General features: G+C 60.6%; 20 protein-coding genes. 14 read left to right on the forward strand and 6 right to left on the reverse strand.

Annotated features, from left to right (window positions below; all coding sequences use genetic code 11):
• From dhaL to BS630_RS31495, 11 genes are all read left to right on the forward strand, one after another.
• Positions 1 to 645 carry a dihydroxyacetone kinase subunit DhaL gene (gene dhaL / locus BS630_RS31445; RefSeq protein WP_077980558.1) on the forward strand — a complete coding sequence of 215 codons (645 nt, stop codon included), beginning with the start codon at positions 1 to 3 and terminating at the stop codon, positions 643 to 645.
• Positions 646 to 716: 71 nt separating this feature from the next.
• A complete protein-coding gene (locus tag BS630_RS31450) occupies positions 717 to 1970 on the forward strand; it encodes an ABC transporter substrate-binding protein (protein WP_077980559.1) in 1254 nt (417 codons plus the stop codon).
• Between the two features lie 93 nt (positions 1971 to 2063).
• On the forward strand, positions 2064 to 2963 hold the full coding sequence (locus BS630_RS31455; RefSeq protein WP_077980560.1) for a carbohydrate ABC transporter permease: 900 nt from the start codon (positions 2064 to 2066) through the stop codon (positions 2961 to 2963).
• A complete protein-coding gene (locus BS630_RS31460; protein WP_077980561.1) occupies positions 2960 to 3844 on the forward strand; it encodes a carbohydrate ABC transporter permease in 885 nt (294 codons plus the stop codon). Before BS630_RS31455 ends, BS630_RS31460 begins: the two co-directional genes overlap by 4 nt.
• A gap of 33 nt (positions 3845 to 3877) precedes the next feature.
• Complete coding sequence (locus BS630_RS31465; RefSeq protein ID WP_077980562.1) at positions 3878 to 5398, forward strand: DUF5060 domain-containing protein; 1521 nt, start codon at positions 3878 to 3880, stop codon at positions 5396 to 5398.
• 20 nt (positions 5399 to 5418) lie between these two features.
• On the forward strand, positions 5419 to 6489 hold the full coding sequence (locus BS630_RS31470) for an ABC transporter ATP-binding protein (RefSeq protein ID WP_077980563.1): 1071 nt from the start codon (positions 5419 to 5421) through the stop codon (positions 6487 to 6489).
• Positions 6490 to 6642: 153 nt separating this feature from the next.
• The gene (locus tag BS630_RS31475) at positions 6643 to 7152 is read left to right on the forward strand and encodes a GNAT family N-acetyltransferase (RefSeq protein WP_077980564.1); all 510 of its coding nucleotides are present in this window, start codon (positions 6643 to 6645) and stop codon (positions 7150 to 7152) included.
• Positions 7153 to 7427: 275 nt separating this feature from the next.
• Entirely contained in the window at positions 7428 to 8339 is a 912-nt protein-coding gene (locus tag BS630_RS31480) for a protein-L-isoaspartate O-methyltransferase family protein (protein WP_077980565.1), read from the forward strand.
• A gap of 51 nt (positions 8340 to 8390) precedes the next feature.
• The gene (locus BS630_RS37150; RefSeq protein ID WP_158081440.1) at positions 8391 to 8561 is read left to right on the forward strand and encodes a hypothetical protein; all 171 of its coding nucleotides are present in this window, start codon (positions 8391 to 8393) and stop codon (positions 8559 to 8561) included.
• 2625 nt (positions 8562 to 11186) lie between these two features.
• Positions 11187 to 12266 carry a YihY/virulence factor BrkB family protein gene (locus BS630_RS31490; RefSeq protein WP_077980567.1) on the forward strand — a complete coding sequence of 360 codons (1080 nt, stop codon included), beginning with the start codon at positions 11187 to 11189 and terminating at the stop codon, positions 12264 to 12266.
• 73 nt (positions 12267 to 12339) lie between these two features.
• A complete protein-coding gene (locus BS630_RS31495) occupies positions 12340 to 13623 on the forward strand; it encodes a cystathionine gamma-synthase family protein (RefSeq protein WP_077980568.1) in 1284 nt (427 codons plus the stop codon).
• Positions 13624 to 13668: 45 nt separating this feature from the next.
• On the opposite strand, the gene BS630_RS31500 is transcribed toward BS630_RS31495, so the two are convergent.
• A complete protein-coding gene (locus BS630_RS31500; protein ID WP_025396952.1) occupies positions 13669 to 14082 on the reverse strand; it encodes a cupin domain-containing protein in 414 nt (137 codons plus the stop codon).
• A gap of 49 nt (positions 14083 to 14131) precedes the next feature.
• Entirely contained in the window at positions 14132 to 14896 is a 765-nt protein-coding gene (locus BS630_RS31505) for an SDR family oxidoreductase (RefSeq protein ID WP_077980569.1), read from the reverse strand.
• A gap of 397 nt (positions 14897 to 15293) precedes the next feature.
• Here BS630_RS31505 and BS630_RS31510 point away from each other — a divergent pair, with 397 nt between their 5' ends.
• A complete protein-coding gene (locus tag BS630_RS31510) occupies positions 15294 to 15752 on the forward strand; it encodes a carboxymuconolactone decarboxylase family protein (protein WP_077980570.1) in 459 nt (152 codons plus the stop codon).
• Positions 15753 to 15772: 20 nt separating this feature from the next.
• Here the strand turns inward: BS630_RS31510 and BS630_RS31515 are convergent, their stop codons facing one another.
• Genes BS630_RS31515 through BS630_RS31525 form a run of 3 tightly spaced genes read right to left on the reverse strand, consistent with a single transcriptional unit; the run spans position 15773 to position 18922 of the window.
• Positions 15773 to 16975 (reverse strand): thiolase family protein, encoded by a 1203-nt coding sequence (locus BS630_RS31515; protein ID WP_077980571.1) that lies wholly within the window; start codon positions 16973 to 16975, stop codon positions 15773 to 15775.
• Positions 16953 to 18476: a class I adenylate-forming enzyme family protein gene (locus BS630_RS31520; RefSeq protein WP_077980572.1), complete on the reverse strand. Its 1524-nt coding sequence runs from the start codon at positions 18474 to 18476 to the stop codon at positions 16953 to 16955. The genes BS630_RS31515 and BS630_RS31520 overlap by 23 nt, the downstream gene beginning before the upstream one ends.
• A 29-nt stretch (positions 18477 to 18505) precedes the next feature.
• Positions 18506 to 18922, reverse strand: a complete 417-nt coding sequence (locus BS630_RS31525; RefSeq protein ID WP_011649139.1) for an acyl-CoA thioesterase — start codon at positions 18920 to 18922, stop codon at positions 18506 to 18508.
• A gap of 50 nt (positions 18923 to 18972) precedes the next feature.
• Between BS630_RS31525 and BS630_RS31530 the strand changes: the two genes are divergently transcribed.
• Positions 18973 to 19947 carry a zinc-dependent alcohol dehydrogenase family protein gene (locus BS630_RS31530; protein ID WP_077980573.1) on the forward strand — a complete coding sequence of 325 codons (975 nt, stop codon included), beginning with the start codon at positions 18973 to 18975 and terminating at the stop codon, positions 19945 to 19947.
• Between the two features lie 12 nt (positions 19948 to 19959).
• Here the strand turns inward: BS630_RS31530 and BS630_RS31535 are convergent, their stop codons facing one another.
• Positions 19960 to 20331: a winged helix-turn-helix transcriptional regulator gene (locus BS630_RS31535; protein ID WP_077980574.1), complete on the reverse strand. Its 372-nt coding sequence runs from the start codon at positions 20329 to 20331 to the stop codon at positions 19960 to 19962.
• Between the two features lie 137 nt (positions 20332 to 20468).
• Between BS630_RS31535 and BS630_RS31540 the strand changes: the two genes are divergently transcribed.
• On the forward strand, positions 20469 to 20936 hold the full coding sequence (locus tag BS630_RS31540; RefSeq protein ID WP_077980575.1) for a nuclear transport factor 2 family protein: 468 nt from the start codon (positions 20469 to 20471) through the stop codon (positions 20934 to 20936).
• Positions 20937 to 20957: the final 21 nt, after the last annotated feature.

The raw sequence follows: 20957 nt of genomic DNA on the forward strand, positions 1-20957 counted from the left end.
ATGACGTTTACGACCGAAGACCTGCAGCGCATGTTTGCCGGGATTGCAGAGGATATCGCGGCGGAACGAGATCAACTTTGCGAACTGGACGGTGCCATCGGAGATGGGGATCACGGCCTTGCCATGGATGCAGGCTGCCAGGCCGCGGCGAAAGCGGTCGGCGAGCTTGACGCCGAGATCGCCCCGACAGCCGCATTCAACGTCGCGGCAAAGGCTTTCCTGAATGCAGTCGGCGCTTCGTCCGGCCCCCTATATGCCACGGCCTTCATGCGCGCCGGAGCCGCCGCCAAAGACAAGCAGGTATTGAGCGACGACGACTTCCTGCGCGTCTTTGCGGCAATGGGACAGGGAATCCAGGAACGCGGAAAGGCTGAACCCGGTGAAAAGACGATGGTTGACGCCTGGAAGCCCGCGGCTGACGCGGCACTCGATGCCTGGCAGTCGGGAAAGCCCCTCCCCCAATGCTTCGAGGCAGCCGAGCGGGCAGCGCGGGCAGGCTGTGAAGCGACCAGCAACATGACGGCGGCCAAGGGACGGGCTTCGCGATTGGGGGACCGCGTGATCGGGCACACCGATCCTGGTGCCGCCTCGGCCGTCATCATCATCGCCGCAATGGCAAAATTTGCGCAGTGCGACAATGGTTAGCTCATCATACCAGTTGACATGTCGATGACTATCTGCAACAAGGGGCCCGGCTTTACAAGAGGAGGACGGTAATGCTGACCCTTTCTGCGAAATTGAAGACTGCGAGCATCGTTGCGATCGCCGTGGCGTCGCTATCGGCCACGCCGGTTCTTGCGGAAGACATCACGCTTTGGACCCTCAACTTCGACAACAATGCTGCCAACACGGCTCTGAAAAAGGTGGCGACGGACTTCGAAGCGGCAAACCCCGGAACACATGTCGAGATCGTTCAGCGCGCGGTCGACGAGCATAAGACCGCCTTGCGCGTCGCTGCTGGCTCCGACAAGGGGCCAGACATTTATTTCAGCTGGGCCGGCCTCGGCCTCGGCGGCGAATATGTGAAGGCCGGCCTGTCCCTGCCTCTCGACAAGTATTATGCCGAGTACAAGTGGAGCGACGAATTGCTGCCCTCGGCAGCGGCTTTCGCGGACCTCTATCCCGGCGGCAAGCACGGCGTCCCCTTCACCTTCAAGGGCGAGGCCGTCTATTACAACAAGAAGCTGTTCGAACAGGCCGGCATCAAGGAAGAGCCGAAGACCTACGACGAATTCCTTGCCGCGGCCGATAAGCTGAAGGCTGCAGGCATTCCTGCCTTCACCTTCGGCGGCACGGTCAACTGGCACGTCATGCGCCTCATGGACGTTATCCTTGAAACGAAGTGCGGTGCTGAAAAGCATGACGCGCTGAAGGCGATGACGCTGGACTGGACCAAGGAGCCCTGCGCGACGGAATCTTTCGCGGAGTTCGCCAAGTGGACGAAGGACTATACGCTGCAGCCATTCATGGGCATCGACAACAAACAGTCCTACAGCCTCTTCACCGCAGGCCGTGCAGCGATGATGCTCGAAGGCGACTGGCTGGTCAGCCAGCTTAACGGCTCCGGCGCCAATCTCGACGACTACGGGATTTTCCCCTTCCCGACCAACACCGATCGTCTCTACGGTTTCGCCGAGTACAACTACATCAGCACCAAGAGCAAGAGCCCTGACGTAGCGGCGAAGTTCCTCGACTACTTCCTGTCGACGAAGGTCCAGCAGGACCTGCTCGGCCAGCTGAGTTCGACCTCCGTCAACAAGAACGTACAATATGCCAACCAGAAGCCACTCGAGGCGGAATGGCTGGGGATCTTCCAGAAATACGGCAAGGTCTACATGAACGGCGACCAGGCGTTCCCGCTCGATGTCACGACGGAATATTTCCGCGTTATCAATGACGTCGCTTCCGGCAACACCGAGCCGGCCGATGCCGCCAAGCAGCTGCAGAGCTTCATCGCAAGCAGAACCTGATTCCTCCCGAGGTGCCAGTCGATCGACCCAGCTGTCGATCGACCGGCACATTCTTTCATCAGCTGGCAGCCGCTTCACTGCCAGGAGGAAAGCATGTCACTTCGACAATCGACACATGATCCGCGCGTACAAGCGCTCATCCTGCTCGTGCCAGCCCTGGCAATCTATGCCGTCTTCGCCCTCTATCCGATGCTCAATGTCGTCATCTTGAGCTTCCAGAAATGGAACGGGCTCGATCCCAATCGGCAATTTGTCGGCGTTGCGAACTATTCGGCGATTTTCACCAAAGATCCGGTCTTCTGGGTTGCCTTCCGCAACACCGTGATCTGGACCGTGATGAGCCTGATCTTTCCCCCTATGGTCGGACTGTTGCTGGCGCTCAGCCTCAATCAGAAGATATTCGGCCGCAATGGCCTCAGGGCCATCTTCTATCTGCCTGTTATCATCGCGCCGATTGCCGTCGCCACCATGTGGAAGTGGATGTACGATCCGTTCTTCGGCCTTTTCAGCCAGTTGCTCACCTCGTGGGGCATGCAGGGCTGGATCAATGACTGGCTGGGCAACAGGGATATCGCCCTTTATTCGGTCTTCGTCGCCTATCTCTGGCAGACGGTCGGCTTCTCGATGGTCCTGTTCCTGGCGGGCCTGCAGAACGTCTCTCAGACACTCGTCGAGGCCGCCCGCATCGATGGCGCCGGCCGCTGGGCGGTGTTCAAGCATGTGACATTGCCGGCCTTGCGCCCGACCATCACGATCGTTCTCGTTCTTTCCGTCATCTCCTCGCTGAAGGCCTTCGACATCGTCTATGGCCTGACCGGCGGCGGGCCGGCGCAGTCCACCCAGATGCTGGCGCTCTGGGCATTCACGCAGGCGATGCAGATCTTCGATTTCGGACGAGGCGCGGCGATTTCGGTCGTGCTGCTGCTGATCACCATGGCTGTCGTCATTCCCTATCTCAAATGGACCCAGAAGCACGAGGAGGTTGAATCGTGACAGCAGTACCGACCGACCAGACCGCAGTGCATCTGCAGGTCGAACCATCGTCGGTGAAGCGGGATCCGATTCTGATCGGCCTCTGGATCACGCTTGTCATCGTGGCGCTCGTCTGGGTCGCGCCATTCGTCTTCATCGTCTTCACCTCCTTGAAGACGCCGGCGGCGGTGACAGGTACGGGCGCCTTCGTGCCGCCAACCGAGCTCGCTTTCGAAAACTACAGCGCCGCATGGAGCCGCGGCAACTTCGCAAACTCCTTCTTCAACAGCGTCATCATCACCGTCATCAAGGTGCCACTCGGGCTGTTCCTTTCGGCGATGGCCGCCTATGCCCTTGCCAAGATCAAGCTGAAGATCACCAAGGCCCTGCTGCTGCTCGTGGTGTTCGGCACGATGATCCCCTTCCAGGTGATGCTTGCGCCGCTCTTCACCCTGGTCAATTCGTTCGGCCTGATCGACACCTATCCCGGCGTCATCCTTCCCTACATCGCCTTCGGCGTTCCCTATCAGGTTTTCATCCTGCACGGCTTCTTCAAGAGCATTCCCAAGGAGCTGTCGGAAGCAGCACTGATCGACGGCGCAAGCCACTTCATCATCTTCAGACGGATCTTTTTGCCGGTGTGCCTGCCCGTGCTTGCCGCACTGCTCATCCTCGACTTTGTCTCCACCTGGAACGAATTCGCCATGGCGCTGGTGCTGCTCCAGGATCAGCACATGTGGACCTTACCGCTCGGCCTGATGTCGTTTCAGGGGCAGTTCTCGAGCAATTACGGCCAGCTCAATGCGGCCATCGTGATGACCGTCCTGCCGGCGACGATCGTCTATCTCATCTTCCAGCGTTACTTCGTCTCTGGCCTGACCTCCGGCGCCGTCAAAGGCTAGCGACCACAAAAGCATTCACGAGGAGAATATTCTATGTCTGATGCAACAGTCGAAAAATGGGGCGTGTTCGAGGCCTCCTTTGATGGACCCTCCGATGGAAATCCCCATCTCGACGTGGCATTCGATGCCGTGTTCACCCACAAGAGCCGCGAAGTTCGCGTGCCGGGCTTTTATGATGGCAACGGCACCTACCGCATCCGCTTCATGCCGGATAGTGAGGGCGAATGGTCGTTTCTGACCCGTTCCAAGACAACCGCACTCGACGGCAAGACCGGCGCACTGATTGCGACCAGGCCTTCGGCCGGCAATCACGGCCCCGTGCGCGTGCGCAACAAGTTCCACTTCGCCTATGCCGACGGCACCCCCTTCCTATCCTTCGGGACGACCTGCTATGCTTGGACGCACCAGCCGCTCGATATGCAGAAGCAGACCCTCGAAACCCTCAAGAAGGCCCGCTTCAACAAGATGCGGATGGGCGTGTTTCCGAAGGACTATCCCTATAACGTCAACGAGCCGCTGCACGCCTGCTTCGAACGCGGGGCGGACGGAAGGGAAGACTTCGACCGTCCGAACCCCGCCTCGTTCCAGCACTTCGAAAAGCAGGTCGCAGCGCTCTGCCAACTTGGGATCGAAGCCGATATCATCATCTTCCACCCCTATGACCGGTGGGGCTATGCCGACATGTCGGCCGAACAGGATTTTCGCTATGTCGAATATCTCGCCGCTCGTCTCGCCGCCTACCGGAACGTCTGGTGGTCGCTTGCCAATGAATATGATTTCCTCATCGATACGAAGCCGATGGAGCAGTGGGATCGCTACTTCCACATCCTGGAAGAGAACGACCCCTACCAGCACCTGCGCTCCATTCATAATGGCGACGTGACGGCGAATTTCGATCACCGCAAGCCATGGGTCACGCACATCTGCATTCAAAACCCCGACGTCAAGCGGACCCAGGAATGGCGCGATGCTTACGGCAAGCCTGTCGTTAACGACGAGCCGGAATATGAAGGCGACATCCTGCAGTCATGGGGCAATCTCAATGCGCAGGAGCTCGTGCATCGCTTCTGGATCACCATGGCACGCGGCGGCTATGCCGGCCATGGCGAAACCTATTCCCATCCCGAGGACCTGATCTGGTGGGCCAAAGGCGGGGAACTGCGCGGCGAAGCGTGGAAGCGCATCGCCTTCCTCCGCGACCTCCTGGAAGCCGATGTCAAGCACGGCCTCGAACCGCTGGGCATCATCGGCGAATGGCCCTGGTCCCGCGTGTCGGGCGCGCGCGACGGCGACGGCGATTTCCGCCTGATTTATTTCGGCGAGCATCAGCCGGTGATCTGGTCCACGGGTCTGCCGGTCGACAGCGACGATTATGATGTCGATCTCATCGACACGTGGGAGATGACGATCACACCGGTCGAAAAGGTGGCGGCTCCCGTTCCGCATCCGACGCGCCATGGCTCGGTCGTGCGCGGTGGCAAGCCGGACGCAGCCTTCGGCGTCAAAATTCCGCGCAAGCCGTACCAGGCGCTGCGTGTGCGCAGGAAGCGCTAGAAGATGACAAGGGGTACGAAATGTCTGGCTTGAGTATCAGAAACGTCAAGAAATCCTTCGGTACGGTCGATATCATTCATGGTGTCGACGTCGAGATTGCCGACGGTGAGTTTACCATTCTCGTCGGCCCCTCCGGCTGCGGCAAGTCGACATTGTTGCGCATGATTGCCGGGCTCGAGGATATCACCGCCGGTCAAATCAGCATTGACGGCCGGGTCGTGAACAATCTGCAGCCGAAGGATCGCGATATTGCGATGGTCTTCCAGAACTATGCGTTGTACCCGCAGATGACGGTTTCCCAGAACATGGGATTTGCGCTCGAGCTCGCCGGGGTCAAACGGCCGGAAATCGAACAGAAGGTCGGTGAGGCTGCAGCAATTCTCGGATTGCAGCCGCTTCTCGATCGAAAGCCGGCGCAGCTGTCGGGCGGACAGCGACAGCGCGTCGCCATGGGCCGAGCCATCGTTCGAGATCCGAAAGTCTTTCTCTTCGACGAGCCGCTCTCCAATCTGGATGCGAAACTGCGGGTGAAGATGAGAGCGGAGATCAAGGCTCTGCACCAGCGCCTGAAGACCACGATCGTTTACGTCACCCATGACCAGATCGAAGCCATGACCATGGCCGACAAGATCGTCGTGCTCCACGGCGGTCGCGTCGAACAGATCGGCAGTCCGCTCGAACTCTACGACCGGCCGCGCAACATCTTTGTCGCCGGCTTCCTCGGCTCCCCCGCGATGAACTTTCTCGAGGGAACCCTTGAGGGCGCAGGCAACCCGGCATTGTCGCTGTCGGGTGGGTCACGCGTAGCGCTTTCGCGGGCTCCAGCCAATTCCGCCAACAGGCCGCTGACGCTGGGTATTCGTCCCGAAGACATCACCCTCGGTGGCGAAAACGGTGTGGATGCCGTGGTCAAGGTGGTCGAACCCACGGGATCGGAAACCCATGTCGCGGTGGAGCTCGAAGGCAGGGAGCTGACATGGGTCGTTCGCGAACGTGTCGAGCTGGTGCCGGAACAGCCGGTGAAGCTTTCTTTCGAAACGGCCAAGGTTCACTTTTTCGACCGGCAGACGCAGCAGCGTTTGAGCGCCTGAAGATGAAGGGCCCGGAGCAAGTCCGTCGAACACGAAACCGGAATTTGACGGCATCGGGCGTGCTTCATGATTCCTCGTCTTCGCAGCGAATTGGCGACTTGCAATCTCTGATCTCGCCGATAGGCTGTACCTCCAAAACGAGGTAGCCAAGGCATGCACATTCGAAGGGCCGTCTCCGCCGACGCGGCGGAGCTGAGCAGTCTCCTGAACGAGATCATCCTTGCCGGTGGAACGACCGCACTCGAAACGCCGCTTTCGGCTGCCGAGTTCGCGGACTGGTTCATCGACGGCGAGTTTCCGCTTACCTGCCATGTTGCAGAGCACGATAAGTTACTCGTCGGCTTTCAATCGCTCAGCTTATACGGCGATCCGCCGGAAGGCTTCGCCGACATCGCGACCTTTGCCCGCATGAATCCAAGAACCCCGGGCGTCGGCACCGCTCTCTTCCCCGCAACCCGAGCCGCAGCGGAAGAGTTCGGGCTCGAATTCATCAATGCCACCATTCGCGCCGACAATGTCAGCGGCCTTGGCTATTACGCAAAGATGGGCTTCGAGACCTATGACCGGCTGGTCCAGGTTCCGCTTCAGGACGGGACGCCCGTCGACAGGATCAAGAAGCGTTTCAGACTAGACGCCAGACACCTCACGATACCCGACGCCTGAAACGTGTCGATGGCGCTGTGGGAGCGCTTGGCATCCAAGGGCCGGACCGCCTTGCCCAGCGTCGCCTGCTGTAAGGGAACGAGGCCGATAAGCCGATACTGCATCGTTGCAGGCCACGCTCGAGTATTAAGCTTATGAAGTAACAGCGTAGTTTTCCACAATGGAAGAGAAGTGACCTTTAACTTCCGTCATGAGTTCCTACCCATGAAATCAAGCATTTGGGATAGAGATGGATTTGGAGCCGCAAGGACGTAAAAAGGGAACAGGTCAAAGCCATGCCCGGAGATTTGTCCATGCCAACTGCGATGTTTACGGCCGACGAACTGGCGGTGATCCGCCGCGCTTACGCCCATCAGGTGGTGGCAACCGCCGCGACGACGAACCCGCGGATCGAAGCCGCCTTTGCCACCGTCCCGCGCGAAAAATTCCTCGGCGCGCCGCCATGGCAGATCGCCAATCTGGGCGGAGGATATCGCCCCCTCCCCTCCTCCGACTTGGTTCTGGCCTATCAGGACGTGCTATTTGCCTTGCAGACCGACAAAGGTGTCAACAATGGCAGTCCCTCACTGCATGCCCGACTCCTGGCAGAGCTGGACATACAAATCGGGGATCGCATCGCGCATATCGGTGCCGGCACCGGCTATTACAGCGCCATTCTTTCGGAGCTTGTGGGAACTTCCGGTCATGTCTATGCCGTCGAGATGGATCCCGATCTGGCTGCCCACGCTCAAACAGCACTTGCCGATCGCGCCAATGTCAGCGTCATAAACGCCGACGGCAGTCAATGGCCGCAGGAAGAGGTGGATGCGATCTATGTGAATTTCGCCGTCGCGCGACCCGCGGAACCCTGGATCGAAAGGCTTCGGCCTGGAGGGCGCCTCGTGTTGCCACTCGGCGTGCCGCGCCAGGACCGACCGCCGAAAGGCGGCCGTCATGCATCCCATGGGGCCGCCCTTCGGATTGAGCGCGGCGAGAGTGGATTTGCGGCGCGTTGGATCGGCACGGCCTATTTCGTCTGCGCCAATGGTGGCCTGTCTATCGGTGACAACGAGATCGAGGCGCTGACAGCCGCCTTTAGGCGCGGCGGCATCGAGTTCGTCAAAAGCCTGCTCTGGAAAACGGAGCCGCGGATAGGACGCTGCTGGTATATCGGCGACCAATGGGCGCTGTGCTATGACGACGAATGAACCATCCGTGCGGCAGTCCACTGCCTGATCTCAGCGAGGAACGAGAGCGATGTGGTGCAGTTCGCCAAAGAGCTCGACGTTCTCGAGGCGATACTGCCTTTCGATCTACGCAGTCAGCTCGCCTCGTTTCTGGCCGACGGCGCCGTCAACACACCCACATCTGGCGCAGGAGCACGCACGGCAGCACGCTCAAAAGCAGGCTCGGAACTGGACCATTTCTAGCTCCGCGCAAGCTGGCTATCAGAGCCCTGCCCTATCCGGTGCCGGAGAACCTCCAGCCTGAGATTTGTCGGCCTTCATCTTTGATAATCGGACCAAAGGACGCCAGATGCCTGTACATCTTACCAGGAGCGGATCGATTCTCATGGGAAACGAGGCTTCATTGCCCGCCCGCCGGGCATTGCCAGAATGACAAAAGCCCGGCGCGGGAGAGGTGCGCCGGGCTTCGATAGGGACCGACAGCCGTGGGAGGAGGAGTGCTGTCCGTCGGACCGAAGCGGCTCGGAGGGGTTAAGCGCTTCGGTCTGTCACGAGGTAGTGCCGCAATGCGGCAAATTCAAGCCTAGCGGCCGCACCGATATCATAGACGAGCCACAGGCGAATTCAGCCTTTTCTGGCACGCGATTGGGCCTGGGCGCGCGGGTTGTCCGCGGACAACTTGCCGAGCGGGGGATCTGGGGCAGCGATTTCCTCCGACTTCCTGCAGAACGATCTGGTCCACCGCGAAACAATTGATGGGGCACCAGGATCGCACTGTGGGTGCGCCAAGCCTGCCGCGAGGGAGATCGTCCCAAAAGATCGACGACGATCCGTCTTGGCCGCGCAGTGCCCCATCCTTCGCCCGATCATGATGTTGCCTCACTTATCTCCACCCGACTGACGGCCGAATTGGTCGCGGCGTCGGACAAGGCGATCACCAACCTGACAGATCGGGCGCCGATCACCAACGACGGCGACAACAACCACCATCCGCCCACACTTGCGAATGCTGCGGCCGGCGCTCGGCTATCCGCTGCATCACCCAAGGGTTCAGCCTTTGGCCTACAGTGCCTGCCGTCACGCGCCACCCTCTCTACCCGGACTGAGGCGGCCAGCGGGAGCCTCGAAGGACGGGCCTGCCCGTCTTCCCGATCAACTCAGTTGGGGCACCCGCTCTGCCGGAGCGCCGCGTTGCCCTTAGTCAGCCAGCTTTTCCTTAAGCGATGGGAGCCATCGATTGCCGCCCCACCATGGGGACGCAAGAGCCGCAAGGACGATGGGGCTGCGGCTGCCCGCATCCTTGCCGTACATCTCTCCCGATGAATGAAACCGAAGCGCCAACAGCCCCGCATTTTTTCGACTGGACGGCGCTCTTCTCCTCGCCAAACATAGTACAGGCTTAGGCATTGCGGAGCTGTCAGAGATCTTCAAGCCGGATACGCCACGCCTGTTCGGCCGGCGTATGAAACCGCTTTTCGATGACGTCAGGCAGAGCCGTTGACGCGGCCGCAATACCCTTGCGAACCAGTTGCTGCGGAACCCGCTTCGCGATCAAACGACCTGGCGGAACATCCGGTTGTCCGCGGACAACAACAGGATGAGCCAACGCTAGGGCTTGCAGCTGGGATTTGGGGATTTCACCGGGGAAAGGGCGGAGGGTCGGCTGCTCCATCGGCCATGGAGTCGGCTCCTTAGAAGTCGGCCAGCAGTCCGACCGTCTCGCTGTCATGCGTTTCTTCGTACGGCCGAGCGGAAGGGCAGGGGCATCCTTTCATTCTGCAGGATCGGCAGCTCACGCCGTCGAACCCGTCGGGCGCATCAGCCCATTGCGAACAGGCAGTCGCTGAGGTAGAGCACGTCCGTCAGCGCACCGACGCAGCGGCGACTATCGTCGATATGCCTGCGGCAGCGAGCCGAGCATATGTGGGGACAGCGTTGGGTCCACTTTGCCCTGAGATCGCCGACCGTAGAGCCCAGACCGTCCCACATGCCCGAATGGGCGGCGCCCGTCTCCGATACAGGCATTTGATAGCGTGCAGCCCCGCTGCCAGCCACTGCAGAAGAGCTGCGTTCATCCCCGGCCGATACGCCGGAAGATGTTCCTGCACCTACAAACGGGATGCCGGAGCAGCTCTTGCAGTGGCGGTCGGGGAGGGGCCGCTACCGCAAAGTAGCGCCACGCTGTGTCCGAAGCGGCGCGCACCGCATCTCCACCACCGGGCGCTCAGCTCAGCCCACGCGTGGCCACTTGATCGATTTAAGCGCGTACCGCCGAGACACTATCAAGCAACCACCGACGCCATCGAGATCGCGTCCGCAGGCGGGCATTCTCTCGGTATCACCGACGCTTGCCACGGGGTACACGGAGCGAAAACAATCGGCTCGCAGCCACGGATCGGCACTTGCGCGTTGAAGCCAGAAGCGGCTATTGCACGTCGTTGTCAGCGGCGCTATTGTTTTGCGGACCGATACAGAAAGCATCGTTGCAGATGCCTGATAGGCGCGGGAATCGGGTGACAGCAAGGGCCAAGCGCCGCTTCCGATTTTGGCTCCGCACCGGATCTACCCTCTGGCGGCGCCCAAGCACCAGCAGGCAGCAAGGGAACTAAAGCCATCGTTTGCTTCCGCGAATGGTGATTTGTGCGGCAATATCAATGTATTATGATTTCTGAAACTACACCATTGGCCTTGCTTTAGGAGATACTGAGCGCAGTGGCGACGCGGCTCAATCGTTTCAATCCCTGCTTCCTCACCCGATTAGGGAAACGGACGATCTCGGTCTTGCATCAAATGTCCGCAGAAAAGCAATGGCTTGCATCCTTTAGCGACGCGCCGCGTTATCTCCGCACTAGATCGGAGACCATCCACATGCGTGATGTGGTTCAACGTAAGAGATTCTCCACCGCGGCTGCAATGATGGCCGCAGCGATCGGCGCGCTTGTCTACATGCAGGCAGTCGAGCGCAGGTCGGCCGCTCCGTCTGCGGATACTGGCCACGCAGGTGACGATCATGGCCGCAGCGCCAGTACGCCCGAGGCTATCCCTTTCAGCGGCCTTCGCGACGTCTTCTGGCGCGTCTTCCATGAAATTTTAGACGACCGCGTCACTCTCATCGCGGCGGGCGTGACCTTCTATCTCTTGCTGGCGATATTTCCTGCCCTGGCGGCCCTCGTCGCTCTCTATGGGTTGGTTGCCGATCCGGTTACCATATCCGAACATCTTCGCGAGTTGGCTGTCCTCTTGCCACCCGGCGCATTCGATCTTCTTGCCGATCAGATCAAGGCGCTCGTCGAGCGGCGCGACGGCACACTTGGCCTAACCTTTTTCGTAGGCCTCGCGGTCGCGCTATGGAGCACCCATAATGGCACGCTGGCGATATTCGACGCTATGAACGTGGCCTACGAGGAAAAGGAGAAGCGAAGCCTGGTGCGGCTTAATCTGACGGGCCTCTGCTTTACCCTATGTGCGATAGCTTTTGCGATCGTCATGGTGGCCCTCGTTGGTGTGATGCCAGTTGTGCTCTCCTATCTTTGGCTCGATCAATTCAAGGAGCACATGGCTCTTCTCCTTAGGTGGCCGCTGCTTCTGCTCGTGGTTGCGGTGGCCGTCACAATGGTCTACCGCTTTGGCCCAAGCCGGGAGGCTGCCAAGGTCCGGTGGATGACGTGGGGCGCGGTTTTGACCACGGTCGCCTGGGCCGCCATGTCGCTCGGCTTCTCTTTCTATCTAGAGAATTTCGCCAATTACAACGCGACATACGGCACGCTCGGGGCGCTGATAGGCTTCCTCATCTGGATCTGGCTTTCCGTCGTCATTCTCATCGTCGGAGGAGAGCTCAACGCAGAACTGGAGCATCAGACCGCGAGGGACACGACGACAGGAACGCCGCTGCCAATGGGAGCGCGAGGCGCCTATGTCGCGGATACTTTGGGCGAGATCAGGAACTGACCGCGAAGATTGCTCCTCTCCTGTAGTTTTGATGTATTCTGACATTTCGCCATTCCCGATAGAGGAGACGATGATGACTGCCCCGCATCCTTCCAAAACCCATATCGGCAATCATGCCCTGCATCCCGAAACCCAGATGCTGAATTACGGCTACGATCCGGAGCTCTCGGAAGGGGCGGTCAAGCCGCCGGTATTCCTCACCTCCACCTTCGTGTTCAACACGGCCGAGGATGGCCGCGACTTCTTCGATTACGTGTCTGGCCGCCGCGAGCCGCCCGAAGGGAAGGGTGCCGGCCTCGTCTATTCGCGCTTTAACCACCCAAACAGCGAAATCGTCGAAGACAGGCTCGCCGTCTACGAACGGACGGAAAGCGGCGTGCTGTTTTCATCCGGCATGGCGGCGATCGCCACCACTCTGTTCGCCTTCGTCCGGCCGGGGGATGCGATCCTGCATTCACAGCCGCTCTATGGGGGAACCGAAACGTTGCTGGCAAAGACTTTTCTGAACTTCGGCGTCGCCGCTATTGGGTTTGCCGACGGCATCAGCGAAGGATCGGTGCAGAAGGCGGCTGAAGAGGCGATGGCCAACGGCCGCGTTTCCGTTATCCTGATCGAGACGCCAGCCAATCCCACCAACAGCCTGGTCGATGTGGCGATGATCCGGCGCGTGGCCGACGCGATCGGTGCAAGACAAGGCCACATGCCGATTATCGTCTGCGACAATACCCTGCTCGGGCCGGTCTTCCAGCGGCCGATCGAGCACGGCGCCGATATCTCGCTCTATTCGCTGACGAAGTATGTCGGTGGTCATTCGGATCTGATCGCCGGCGCCGTTCTTGGTCGCAAGGCGGTGATCAAGCAGATCAAGGCCCTGCGCGGCGCGATCGGCACCCAGCTCGATCCACATTCCTGCTGGATGCTCGGCCGTTCGCTGGAAACGCTGCAGCTGCGCATGGAACGGGCAAACAGCAACGCGCGGGCCGTCGCAGACTATCTGCGCGACCACCCGAAGGTAGAGAAGGTCCACTATCTGCCCTACCACGATCCGGAATCGCCGGCCGGCCGGACCTTCATCGCGCAATGCACCGGCGCGGGCTCCACCTTTTCTTTCGACATTCGCGGCGGTCAGCCAGCCTCGTTCAAATTCCTGAACGCGCTGCAGATCTTCAAGCTCGCGGTCAGCCTCGGCGGCACGGAATCGCTTGCGAGCCATCCTGCCACCATGACGCATTCCGGCGTGCCCGCCGATGTCCGCCAGCGCATCGGCGTTCTGGAATCGACGATCCGCCTTTCGATCGGCATCGAGCATCCGGACGATCTGATCGCCGACCTGGAGATAGCCCTGCAGGCTGCGTGATCGGGAGGAAACGATGCCCGGCGGCGGCGGGCATCGTGTACCACATTATTTGTCGTCGATCGTCAGTTCCGTCTCGTCCGTGTCCAGCACGAAGACCGCAAGCAGGCGCGCCGGCTTGGTGTCGCTGGCGTTTGCGCTGACGCTGTGATGATCGCCGGGAAATTCGGCGAAGCTTTCTCCGGCCTTATACGTTTTCACCGGTCCGTCGTTCACCGCGCTGCGGATCGCCCCTTCGAGAACCGTGGCGTAGATGAAAGCGGAATTCGGATGGGTATGGCCGGGCGACATGCCGCCGGGCGCATATTCCACCATCACAGCCCTCATGCTCTTGCCGGGAACATTGGGAAGCTTCTGGTCGAAAACGACGCTTATCTTCGCTTTCCCACCTCCGGCGTGAGCCTGAGTGCCGGCGGCAAGGACAAGGGCGAAGGCCGCTGCCGAGATCATTTTCCTGAGCATGTCTGGTCTCCTTTCGTTGATAAACGAGCGCACCGGCGCACCAAGTCCGTCAGGCGCTCTTTTTCTGCGGCGGCTGCCGGCTGAGCCAATCGTCGAAGCGGATCTGGCCAAGCCGCGCCTTGGCTCCGGTCACGAGCGAATTGTCCTCGAGCTCGACGCCGAAATAGCGGGCGTGCGGATCGGCGACCACCTGGCGCGGATCGTTCGTCGCCTTGAAGAGACGCGTCACGATTTCGGTGAGGCGGACTTTCTCCGGCCCGCCGATCTCGATCGTGCCGTTCACAGGCGTACCGAGCGCCACCTCGGCCATGACGTCGGCGACGTCGTCCGAGGCGATCGGCTGCACGTAGGCCGTCGATAGATGCACGGTCTGACCGACGGTGCCTGACTGGGCGATGCCAGCCATGAATTCATGGAACTGTGTCGAGTGCACGATGGTGTAGGGTATGCCGGACGTCTTGATCAGCTCTTCCTGGGCCATCTTGGCGCGCATGTAGCCGCTGCCCTGCAGCCGCTCCATGCCGACGATCGACAGCGCGATATGATGCTTGACGCCGGCGGCAGCCCCTGCCTTGAGCAGATTGCGGCCCGAGGTCTGGAAGAATTCCAGGACGGCCTTGTCCTCGAACGAGGGCGAGTTTGCGAGATCGAGCACGACCTGCGCGCCAGCGAGCGCTTCGGCCACGCCCTTGCCGGTGATCGTGTCGACGCCCGAATTCGGCGAAGCCGCCAACACCTCGTGCCCCTTCTTGCGCAATCTTTCCACGGTCTTCGAGCCGATGAGGCCGGTGCCGCCGATAACGACGATTTTCATGGGTAGTCTCCTTGTCCTTTACGAGGAGTTTCCTCTGTTGACTTGCCTTTGTTGACTTGAAAGCGAGCAGGCGACTGCTCGGCGTGGCGAAACCGCGTCCTCTATGAGTGAAGCGGCTTCATCGGGACCGTCGCCGGTACGGCCGGTGTAACCGATGGGCAGAGAATGCGCCCGATCGCGGTCCCAAACTATTCTCCCTCGGTCGCTGTCACCCTATGCGAACGCAGTAGGCCAACTGGCTCTGCGACGAGCCGGTTGGCTGAAATGGAGGACCATCACGTCGACAGGCATGGGCCGAACCTACCGTCGGGGCAGATGACGGACCCGGAAGGCAAGGCGTATTCACCGGTCTGCAAGCCGGTGACTTCGGCCGTCAATCCTCACGATGGAGATAAGAATGACCAAGCGTCTGAACTTCATGGCCCATAAGAACAGCGGCATCGACGGCCTCGTGGCTGTTGAAGCCTGGATTGCCAAGAGCTTCGATCCGAAGCTGCTCGAACTCGTCAAAGTGCGTGTTTCCCAAATGAACGGATGCGCGCATTGCCTGCACATGCACCGCCAGGACGCACTGAAGCTCGGCGAAACGGATGACCGGCTGCTGCTTCTCAACGCATGGCGGGAGTCGCAGCTCTTCAGCACACGGGAGCGGGCGGCACTCGCCTGGGCGGAGGCTCTTACTCAGATCGCGAAAAGCCATGCGCCAGATGATGTTTATGAAGAGGCACACACCAACTTCTCGGATGACGAGCTCGTGGCGCTTTCGATCGGTATTGCGATGATCAATGCCTGGAACAGACTAGCGATCGGCTTTCGGCTTCAGCATCCGGCCGATCACAAACGCGCCGCCGCCTGACGGTCTGCGCCATCGCCGGGTCAGGAAAGCTGGGCAGCCTCGAACATGGCGGTCAGCCCGATGCCTCCGCCGATACCGATCATGGCCAGGCCGGTCGCGCCCGGCGCCCATCCGCCGATGTCGCGGATCAGCTGGCTGTATAGTCGGGTAACGAGGATTGCGCCGGAGGCCCCGAATGGATGGCCGAGCGCAATGGCTCCGCCGTCCTTGTTGATCGCGTCGGCAGGGATAGCGAGCTGGTCCAGCGATGCCAGAACCTGGGCCGCAAAGGCCTCGTTGAATTCGATGGCATCGATGTCTACGAGTGAGAGCCCGGGCTGACGCTGCAGCAGCTTTCTGGTCGAGGCGACCGGGCCGATGCCGAGCAGGTTGGGGTCGACGCCGGCAGCGGCGCTGTCGATGAAGGCAAGGCCCTTTTCGATGCCCATGCTTCTCGCCATTCCGCCACTCATAACAAGCACCAGGCAGGCGCCGTCGTTCAGCGGGCAGGCATTGCCGGCTGTCACCGAACCATCGGCCAGGAAGACCGGCCGGAGGTTTGCGAGCGCCTGGAAGGATGTAGCCGCACGTGGGCATTCGTCCCGTTCGATCAGACCGTGGCCGGTGGAAATGTCAACGATCTCGGGGCGAAAGATGCCTGCCTCGGCCGCCGCTACGGCGAGCCTATGGCTGCGCAGGGCGAATTCATCCTGTCTCTGCCGCGATATGCCGAACTGACGGGCGACGTTTTCGGCAGCAACACCCATTTCCGGGTCGCCGATCGTGTCAGGCGAAAACCGGGCGCGCCCGTAAAAACGCGGCGGCATCCCATTCGCCTTTGGTCTTTCGACGCGCCATGGCGCGGTGCTGACACTCTCCACACCGCCGGCGAGAAAACACGCGCCGGCTTTCGCCTGGATCAGGCGGGCTGCCATGATGATCGCTTCCAGGCCTGAGCCGCATTGCCGATCGATCGCAACACCTGGAACCGTCATCGGCAGGCCTGCGGCGAGTGCTGCCAGCCGCGCGATATTTCCGCCGCAGCCGGCGGCATTGCCCACCAGCACATCGTCGATGCTTTCGGGCGCAATTCCCGTCTCGGACAGGATCCGATGGATGATCGGCGCAAGCAGGTCTTCTGCCGCGACAGTCGCAAGCGATCCGAAAGCCCGGCCGATCGGCGACCGGTAGGCGGCAACCACGACTGGCTGCCAATCCTCGTCAGGCTGAAAGGCGTAGGACAAGATCATCTCCAGAAATCACGGCCTGCTCCACTTGCCCCCTCGAGATCTTGCCGCTGCTCGTCATCGGCCAGGACCTTATATGGTAGAATTGCTTGGGGATCTTGTACTTCCCGAGCATCTGCGCGCAATGATCAGCCAGGATTTTCGGGTCCACCGTCTCCCCCGAGACGACAGCGACGATCCGCTGGCCGAAATAGGCGTCAGGCAGCCCGAAGACAACGGCATCCTCTACCCCGGGACAGGCTTTCAGCGCGCTCTCGACTTCGGCGGGATAGATGTTGTTGCCGCCTGATATCATCATGCCGCCGGCCCTGCCGATCACCCGCAGCATGCCATCGGCATCGAGTTCGCCGAGATCTCCGACCGTCGCTCCCGCTTCTGTGACCCGGAACGCATGACCGTCATCGCCCCACAGATATCCATCCGCGATCAGGTCGCTCTTGACGAATATGGTTCCCGCCACATCGGTCCCGACGTCGTTCTCCTCGGGGTCGCGAATGGATATTCCCACGCCGGGATAGGCCTGTCCGACCCGCTCGATCGGAAAATCGATCTCGCCGCCGACAAGGGTCGAGACCGTCATGAAACCGAGCTCGGAGGCGCCGTAATATTCCCGGATACGGGCATTCGGAAACAGTCGGCGCATGGAGTCGACCTCGTTCCTGTCAAGCTTTGCGCCGGCGGTGAGGACATCGCGCAGAGAGGTCAGAGCGGGTTCACCCGCCCGGGCCGTTGCAATTCCGGCTATATGGGTGGGCACAGCAACCAGCCGTTCGACGTGCCAGGAGGAGAGAGTGCGTGCGACCACGCCCGGATCCCATTTCCGGACCGAATGAAAGGTCCCCCCGGCATCCAAAGCTTCGACCAATGCATAAAGCGCCAGGCCATGCGCGAGGGCTCCGGGGCACATTGTCGACGGCGCGTCTTCGAGTTCGAAAACGACGCGTCCGCGATCGAGGCTCCTGCGCCACGGCGCGCGCGAGCGATAATAGGCCTTCGGCTCGGCGGTGGTTCCCGATGTAAAGCCGATCAGGAATATCCCGTCGGCATCGACAGGCAGATCGTCTCCCCCCGCGCCGAGGTCGAAGGGCTCCGCTCCCGCGACGACGAGGGGGATGCCGAGTCTTCGGGCAATTTCAGCGCTCGGCCCCGCAATGTCGTCGACGATCAAAACGTCCGGCGCCAGGCGCTCGATGATGCGTTCGACCGTTTTCGACGGCATCATCGGGTCGATGACCGCGCAGGCGTTCGGGAAAGCGGTCGCCGCCGCAAAATACTCGGCAAAGCCGATATGGTTGCCAAGGCTGAGAGCGGCAAGCGTCTCCACGCCGGGCAGATCGAACATGCGGTGGTTCGAGCGGGGGAGCTCCTTGAGAAACCGGAAAATTGCCTTGGCGCGCAAATAGAGCTCGCCATAGCTGAGCGAGCGCCCGTCGATCACCAGCGCCGGCTTGTCCGGTGTCTCCGTTGCATGTCGAAGAAGCTGCGCATGGATCGGCATGGACACCCGCTGGTTTGAATGATCGGCAATCAGCCGGGAGACAGAGCGGCTCTGGTCGCTTCCGGGATCGGCGTCGGGCGGCTGTCGGAGAGGCCGACGCAGACCCAAACGAAATGCGCCGATGCGCAATGGGCGCCATCGCGCTGGCGAAAGAGTTCTATGGCAAAGGACAGGCTCGTGCGCCCGATTTTCTCCACATCCACCTTTGCCTCGACAACATCATCGAGGTCGATCGGGCTGTGAAAGGTGATCTCCGCCTTCTTCACGTGATAGGCAACGCCGGAGGAAGTGTGACGAAAATGGCTGAGAATTTGCCGTTGCCGCAGGAACTCGACGACCGCATCTTCGCAATAGTCGAGATAACGGGAGTTGTGGACATGACCATAGATGTCGATGTCTCGCATCGAGACCCGGAACGATGCTAAAGGCCTGTCGTCAACGCTCATTCGATCACCAATTCGACGGCGTGATCTAACCGCAGTGTGTGGGGGATGCAATGCAATATCAGGCGGTCGTGCGAAAATTCGGCTCGGCTCAGGATGTCGTCGAGCTCGAGCGGGCTGCGCTGCCGTCGCTGCGGCGCGATCAGGTGAGGGTGCGCCTGCTGGCGCGGGCGATCAATCCGTCCGATATCATCACCATATCAGGAGCTTATAGCGGACGCACGACATTGCCCTTCATTCCCGGCTTCGAAGCGTTCGGCGTGGTCGAACAGTGCGGCGAGGAGGTTCATGGGCTTTCTCCGGGAACACGCGTGCTGCCGGTGCGCAGCGCCGGTGGCTGGCAGGAATTCAAGGATACCGATCCGGGCTGGTGCCTGCGCGTTCCAGACGATCTCACCGACTTCGAAGCTGCGACGAGCTACGTCAATCCGATGACGGCCTGGTTGATGCTGCATGCCAAGATCGGGCTGAGGCCGGGCATGCGCATCGCCATCAACGCCGCCGCCTCTTCGATCGGAGCGATATTGATCGGTCTCGCCAACGCCGCAGGCGTGGAGCCGGTCGCCATCGTCCGCAGCGAAGGATCACTTGAGCGCCTGCTCGGCCGGGTCGAGGCTGTCATCATCGATAGGGAAGAAAGCGAAAGTGATCTGGTTGCCGAGCTCACCGGCCGGCATGGGCTCGACGCGGTGCTCGATTGCGTCGGAGGCGCGCGCGCCGCAGTCCTCGCCGATGCGCTGCGGCCGGGCGGACGCTTCGTGCATTACGGCCTGCTTTCGGGCCAAAGCATTCCGAATTCATTCTGGGCGTCCCATCCCGATATTTCCTTTTCCTATTTTCACCTCAGGGAATGGGTTCATTCCGAAGCCATGGACGACGTGCAGCACGCCTATTCCAAGGTCGCGGCGCAGATCGTTTCGAAGGTCATCGCGACCGAGGTGCGGGAGGTATTCCCCTTGGAAAAGGTCCGGCAAGCCCTGCAGTCCGCGCTTCCCTTGCGAACGGGCGGCAAGGTGCTCCTGGCCTGATAGGGCTTCGCCCTAGGCGTCTTCGTGCCGTTGCCGCGCGATGGTAATTGCCGCATGGTTCGGCTCGGCCCATCCGATCAGGGTTTTCATGGGGATGAGGAAGGATCGCCCCAGCTCCGTCAGTTCGTATTCGACGCGAGGCGGAACCTCCGGATAGACGGTGCGCCGCACGAAGCCGTCCTGCTCCAGATGCTTCAACGTCTTGGAGAGCATCTGTTTCGAGATGTCCCCGATCTCGCGCATCAGCTCGTTGAAGCGTTTCTTTTCGCCTTCCAGTGCCTCGAGGGTGAGCAGGCTCCATTGGTCGCCGATACGATCGAGCACGCCTCTGATCGGGCATCCCGCCCCGGGCTGTTGTTTCGGCTCGTCCGTTTCCTTGGGCATGCTCCGTCCTCGGTCATCGTCGGCTGACCTTGCCACTAAAACCTGCCTTCTTGCTCGGCATGCCGCGGTTTCATAGACCAGCTCTCATAGTCTTCTTTCTAGACTAGATCGCGAATCCACACCAAGGAGCTTGATGCATGACATTCGGGAAATCGCTTTTTGCACTCGTCATTTTGGCAGGTGTCGCCGCGCCGGCCGGCGCTTTTGCTGAATCGGCCTCGCGGGATTTGAAGATCGAGGAAGCCAACCGGAAGCTGGTGGTGGAATTCTCCGACAGGTTCTTCAACAAGCACGATATCGAGGCCGCCTCGGTCGTCGCTGACGACTACCGGCAGCACAATCCCCAAGTTCCCGACGGGAAGAAGCCTTTGATTTCCTTCTTCACCGGCTTCTTCAAGGAGAATGCCCAATCGAAGGCCGAGATCGTCCGCAGCGCCGCCGATGGCGATCTCGTCTGGCTGCATGTGCACGCGACGAACGGCGCCGACGACCGCGGCCAGGCGATCGTCGATATTTTCCGCGTCAAGGACGGCAAGATCGTCGAGCACTGGGACGTGATCCAGGCCGTTCCGAAAGAGGCGGCAAACAAGAACACCATGTTCTGAGTTGTGCGGGGCCGGCGTCCT

Source organism: Rhizobium laguerreae, from assembly GCF_002008165.1.
Lineage (GTDB): Bacteria > Pseudomonadota > Alphaproteobacteria > Rhizobiales > Rhizobiaceae > Rhizobium > Rhizobium laguerreae.

Excerpts from the sequence above, each read along its gene's own strand:
- dhaL (WP_077980558.1), top strand. The coding sequence starts at position 1 with ATGACGTTTACGACCGAAGACCTGCAGCGCATGTTTGCCGGGATTGCA.
- BS630_RS31450 (WP_077980559.1), top strand. The coding sequence starts at position 717 with ATGCTGACCCTTTCTGCGAAATTGAAGACTGCGAGCATCGTTGCGATC.
- BS630_RS31455 (WP_077980560.1), top strand. The coding sequence starts at position 2,064 with ATGTCACTTCGACAATCGACACATGATCCGCGCGTACAAGCGCTCATC.
- BS630_RS31465 (WP_077980562.1), top strand. The coding sequence starts at position 3,878 with ATGTCTGATGCAACAGTCGAAAAATGGGGCGTGTTCGAGGCCTCCTTT.
- BS630_RS31470 (WP_077980563.1), top strand. The coding sequence starts at position 5,419 with ATGTCTGGCTTGAGTATCAGAAACGTCAAGAAATCCTTCGGTACGGTC.
- BS630_RS31475 (WP_077980564.1), top strand. The coding sequence starts at position 6,643 with ATGCACATTCGAAGGGCCGTCTCCGCCGACGCGGCGGAGCTGAGCAGT.
- BS630_RS31480 (WP_077980565.1), top strand. The coding sequence starts at position 7,428 with ATGCCCGGAGATTTGTCCATGCCAACTGCGATGTTTACGGCCGACGAA.
- BS630_RS31490 (WP_077980567.1), top strand. The coding sequence starts at position 11,187 with ATGCGTGATGTGGTTCAACGTAAGAGATTCTCCACCGCGGCTGCAATG.
- BS630_RS31495 (WP_077980568.1), top strand. The coding sequence starts at position 12,340 with ATGACTGCCCCGCATCCTTCCAAAACCCATATCGGCAATCATGCCCTG.
- BS630_RS31500 (WP_025396952.1), bottom strand. The coding sequence starts at position 14,082 with ATGCTCAGGAAAATGATCTCGGCAGCGGCCTTCGCCCTTGTCCTTGCC.
- BS630_RS31505 (WP_077980569.1), bottom strand. The coding sequence starts at position 14,896 with ATGAAAATCGTCGTTATCGGCGGCACCGGCCTCATCGGCTCGAAGACC.
- BS630_RS31510 (WP_077980570.1), top strand. The coding sequence starts at position 15,294 with ATGACCAAGCGTCTGAACTTCATGGCCCATAAGAACAGCGGCATCGAC.
- BS630_RS31520 (WP_077980572.1), bottom strand. The coding sequence starts at position 18,476 with ATGCCGATCCATGCGCAGCTTCTTCGACATGCAACGGAGACACCGGAC.
- BS630_RS31525 (WP_011649139.1), bottom strand. The coding sequence starts at position 18,922 with ATGAGCGTTGACGACAGGCCTTTAGCATCGTTCCGGGTCTCGATGCGA.
- BS630_RS31530 (WP_077980573.1), top strand. The coding sequence starts at position 18,973 with ATGCAATATCAGGCGGTCGTGCGAAAATTCGGCTCGGCTCAGGATGTC.
- BS630_RS31535 (WP_077980574.1), bottom strand. The coding sequence starts at position 20,331 with ATGCCCAAGGAAACGGACGAGCCGAAACAACAGCCCGGGGCGGGATGC.
- BS630_RS31540 (WP_077980575.1), top strand. The coding sequence starts at position 20,469 with ATGACATTCGGGAAATCGCTTTTTGCACTCGTCATTTTGGCAGGTGTC.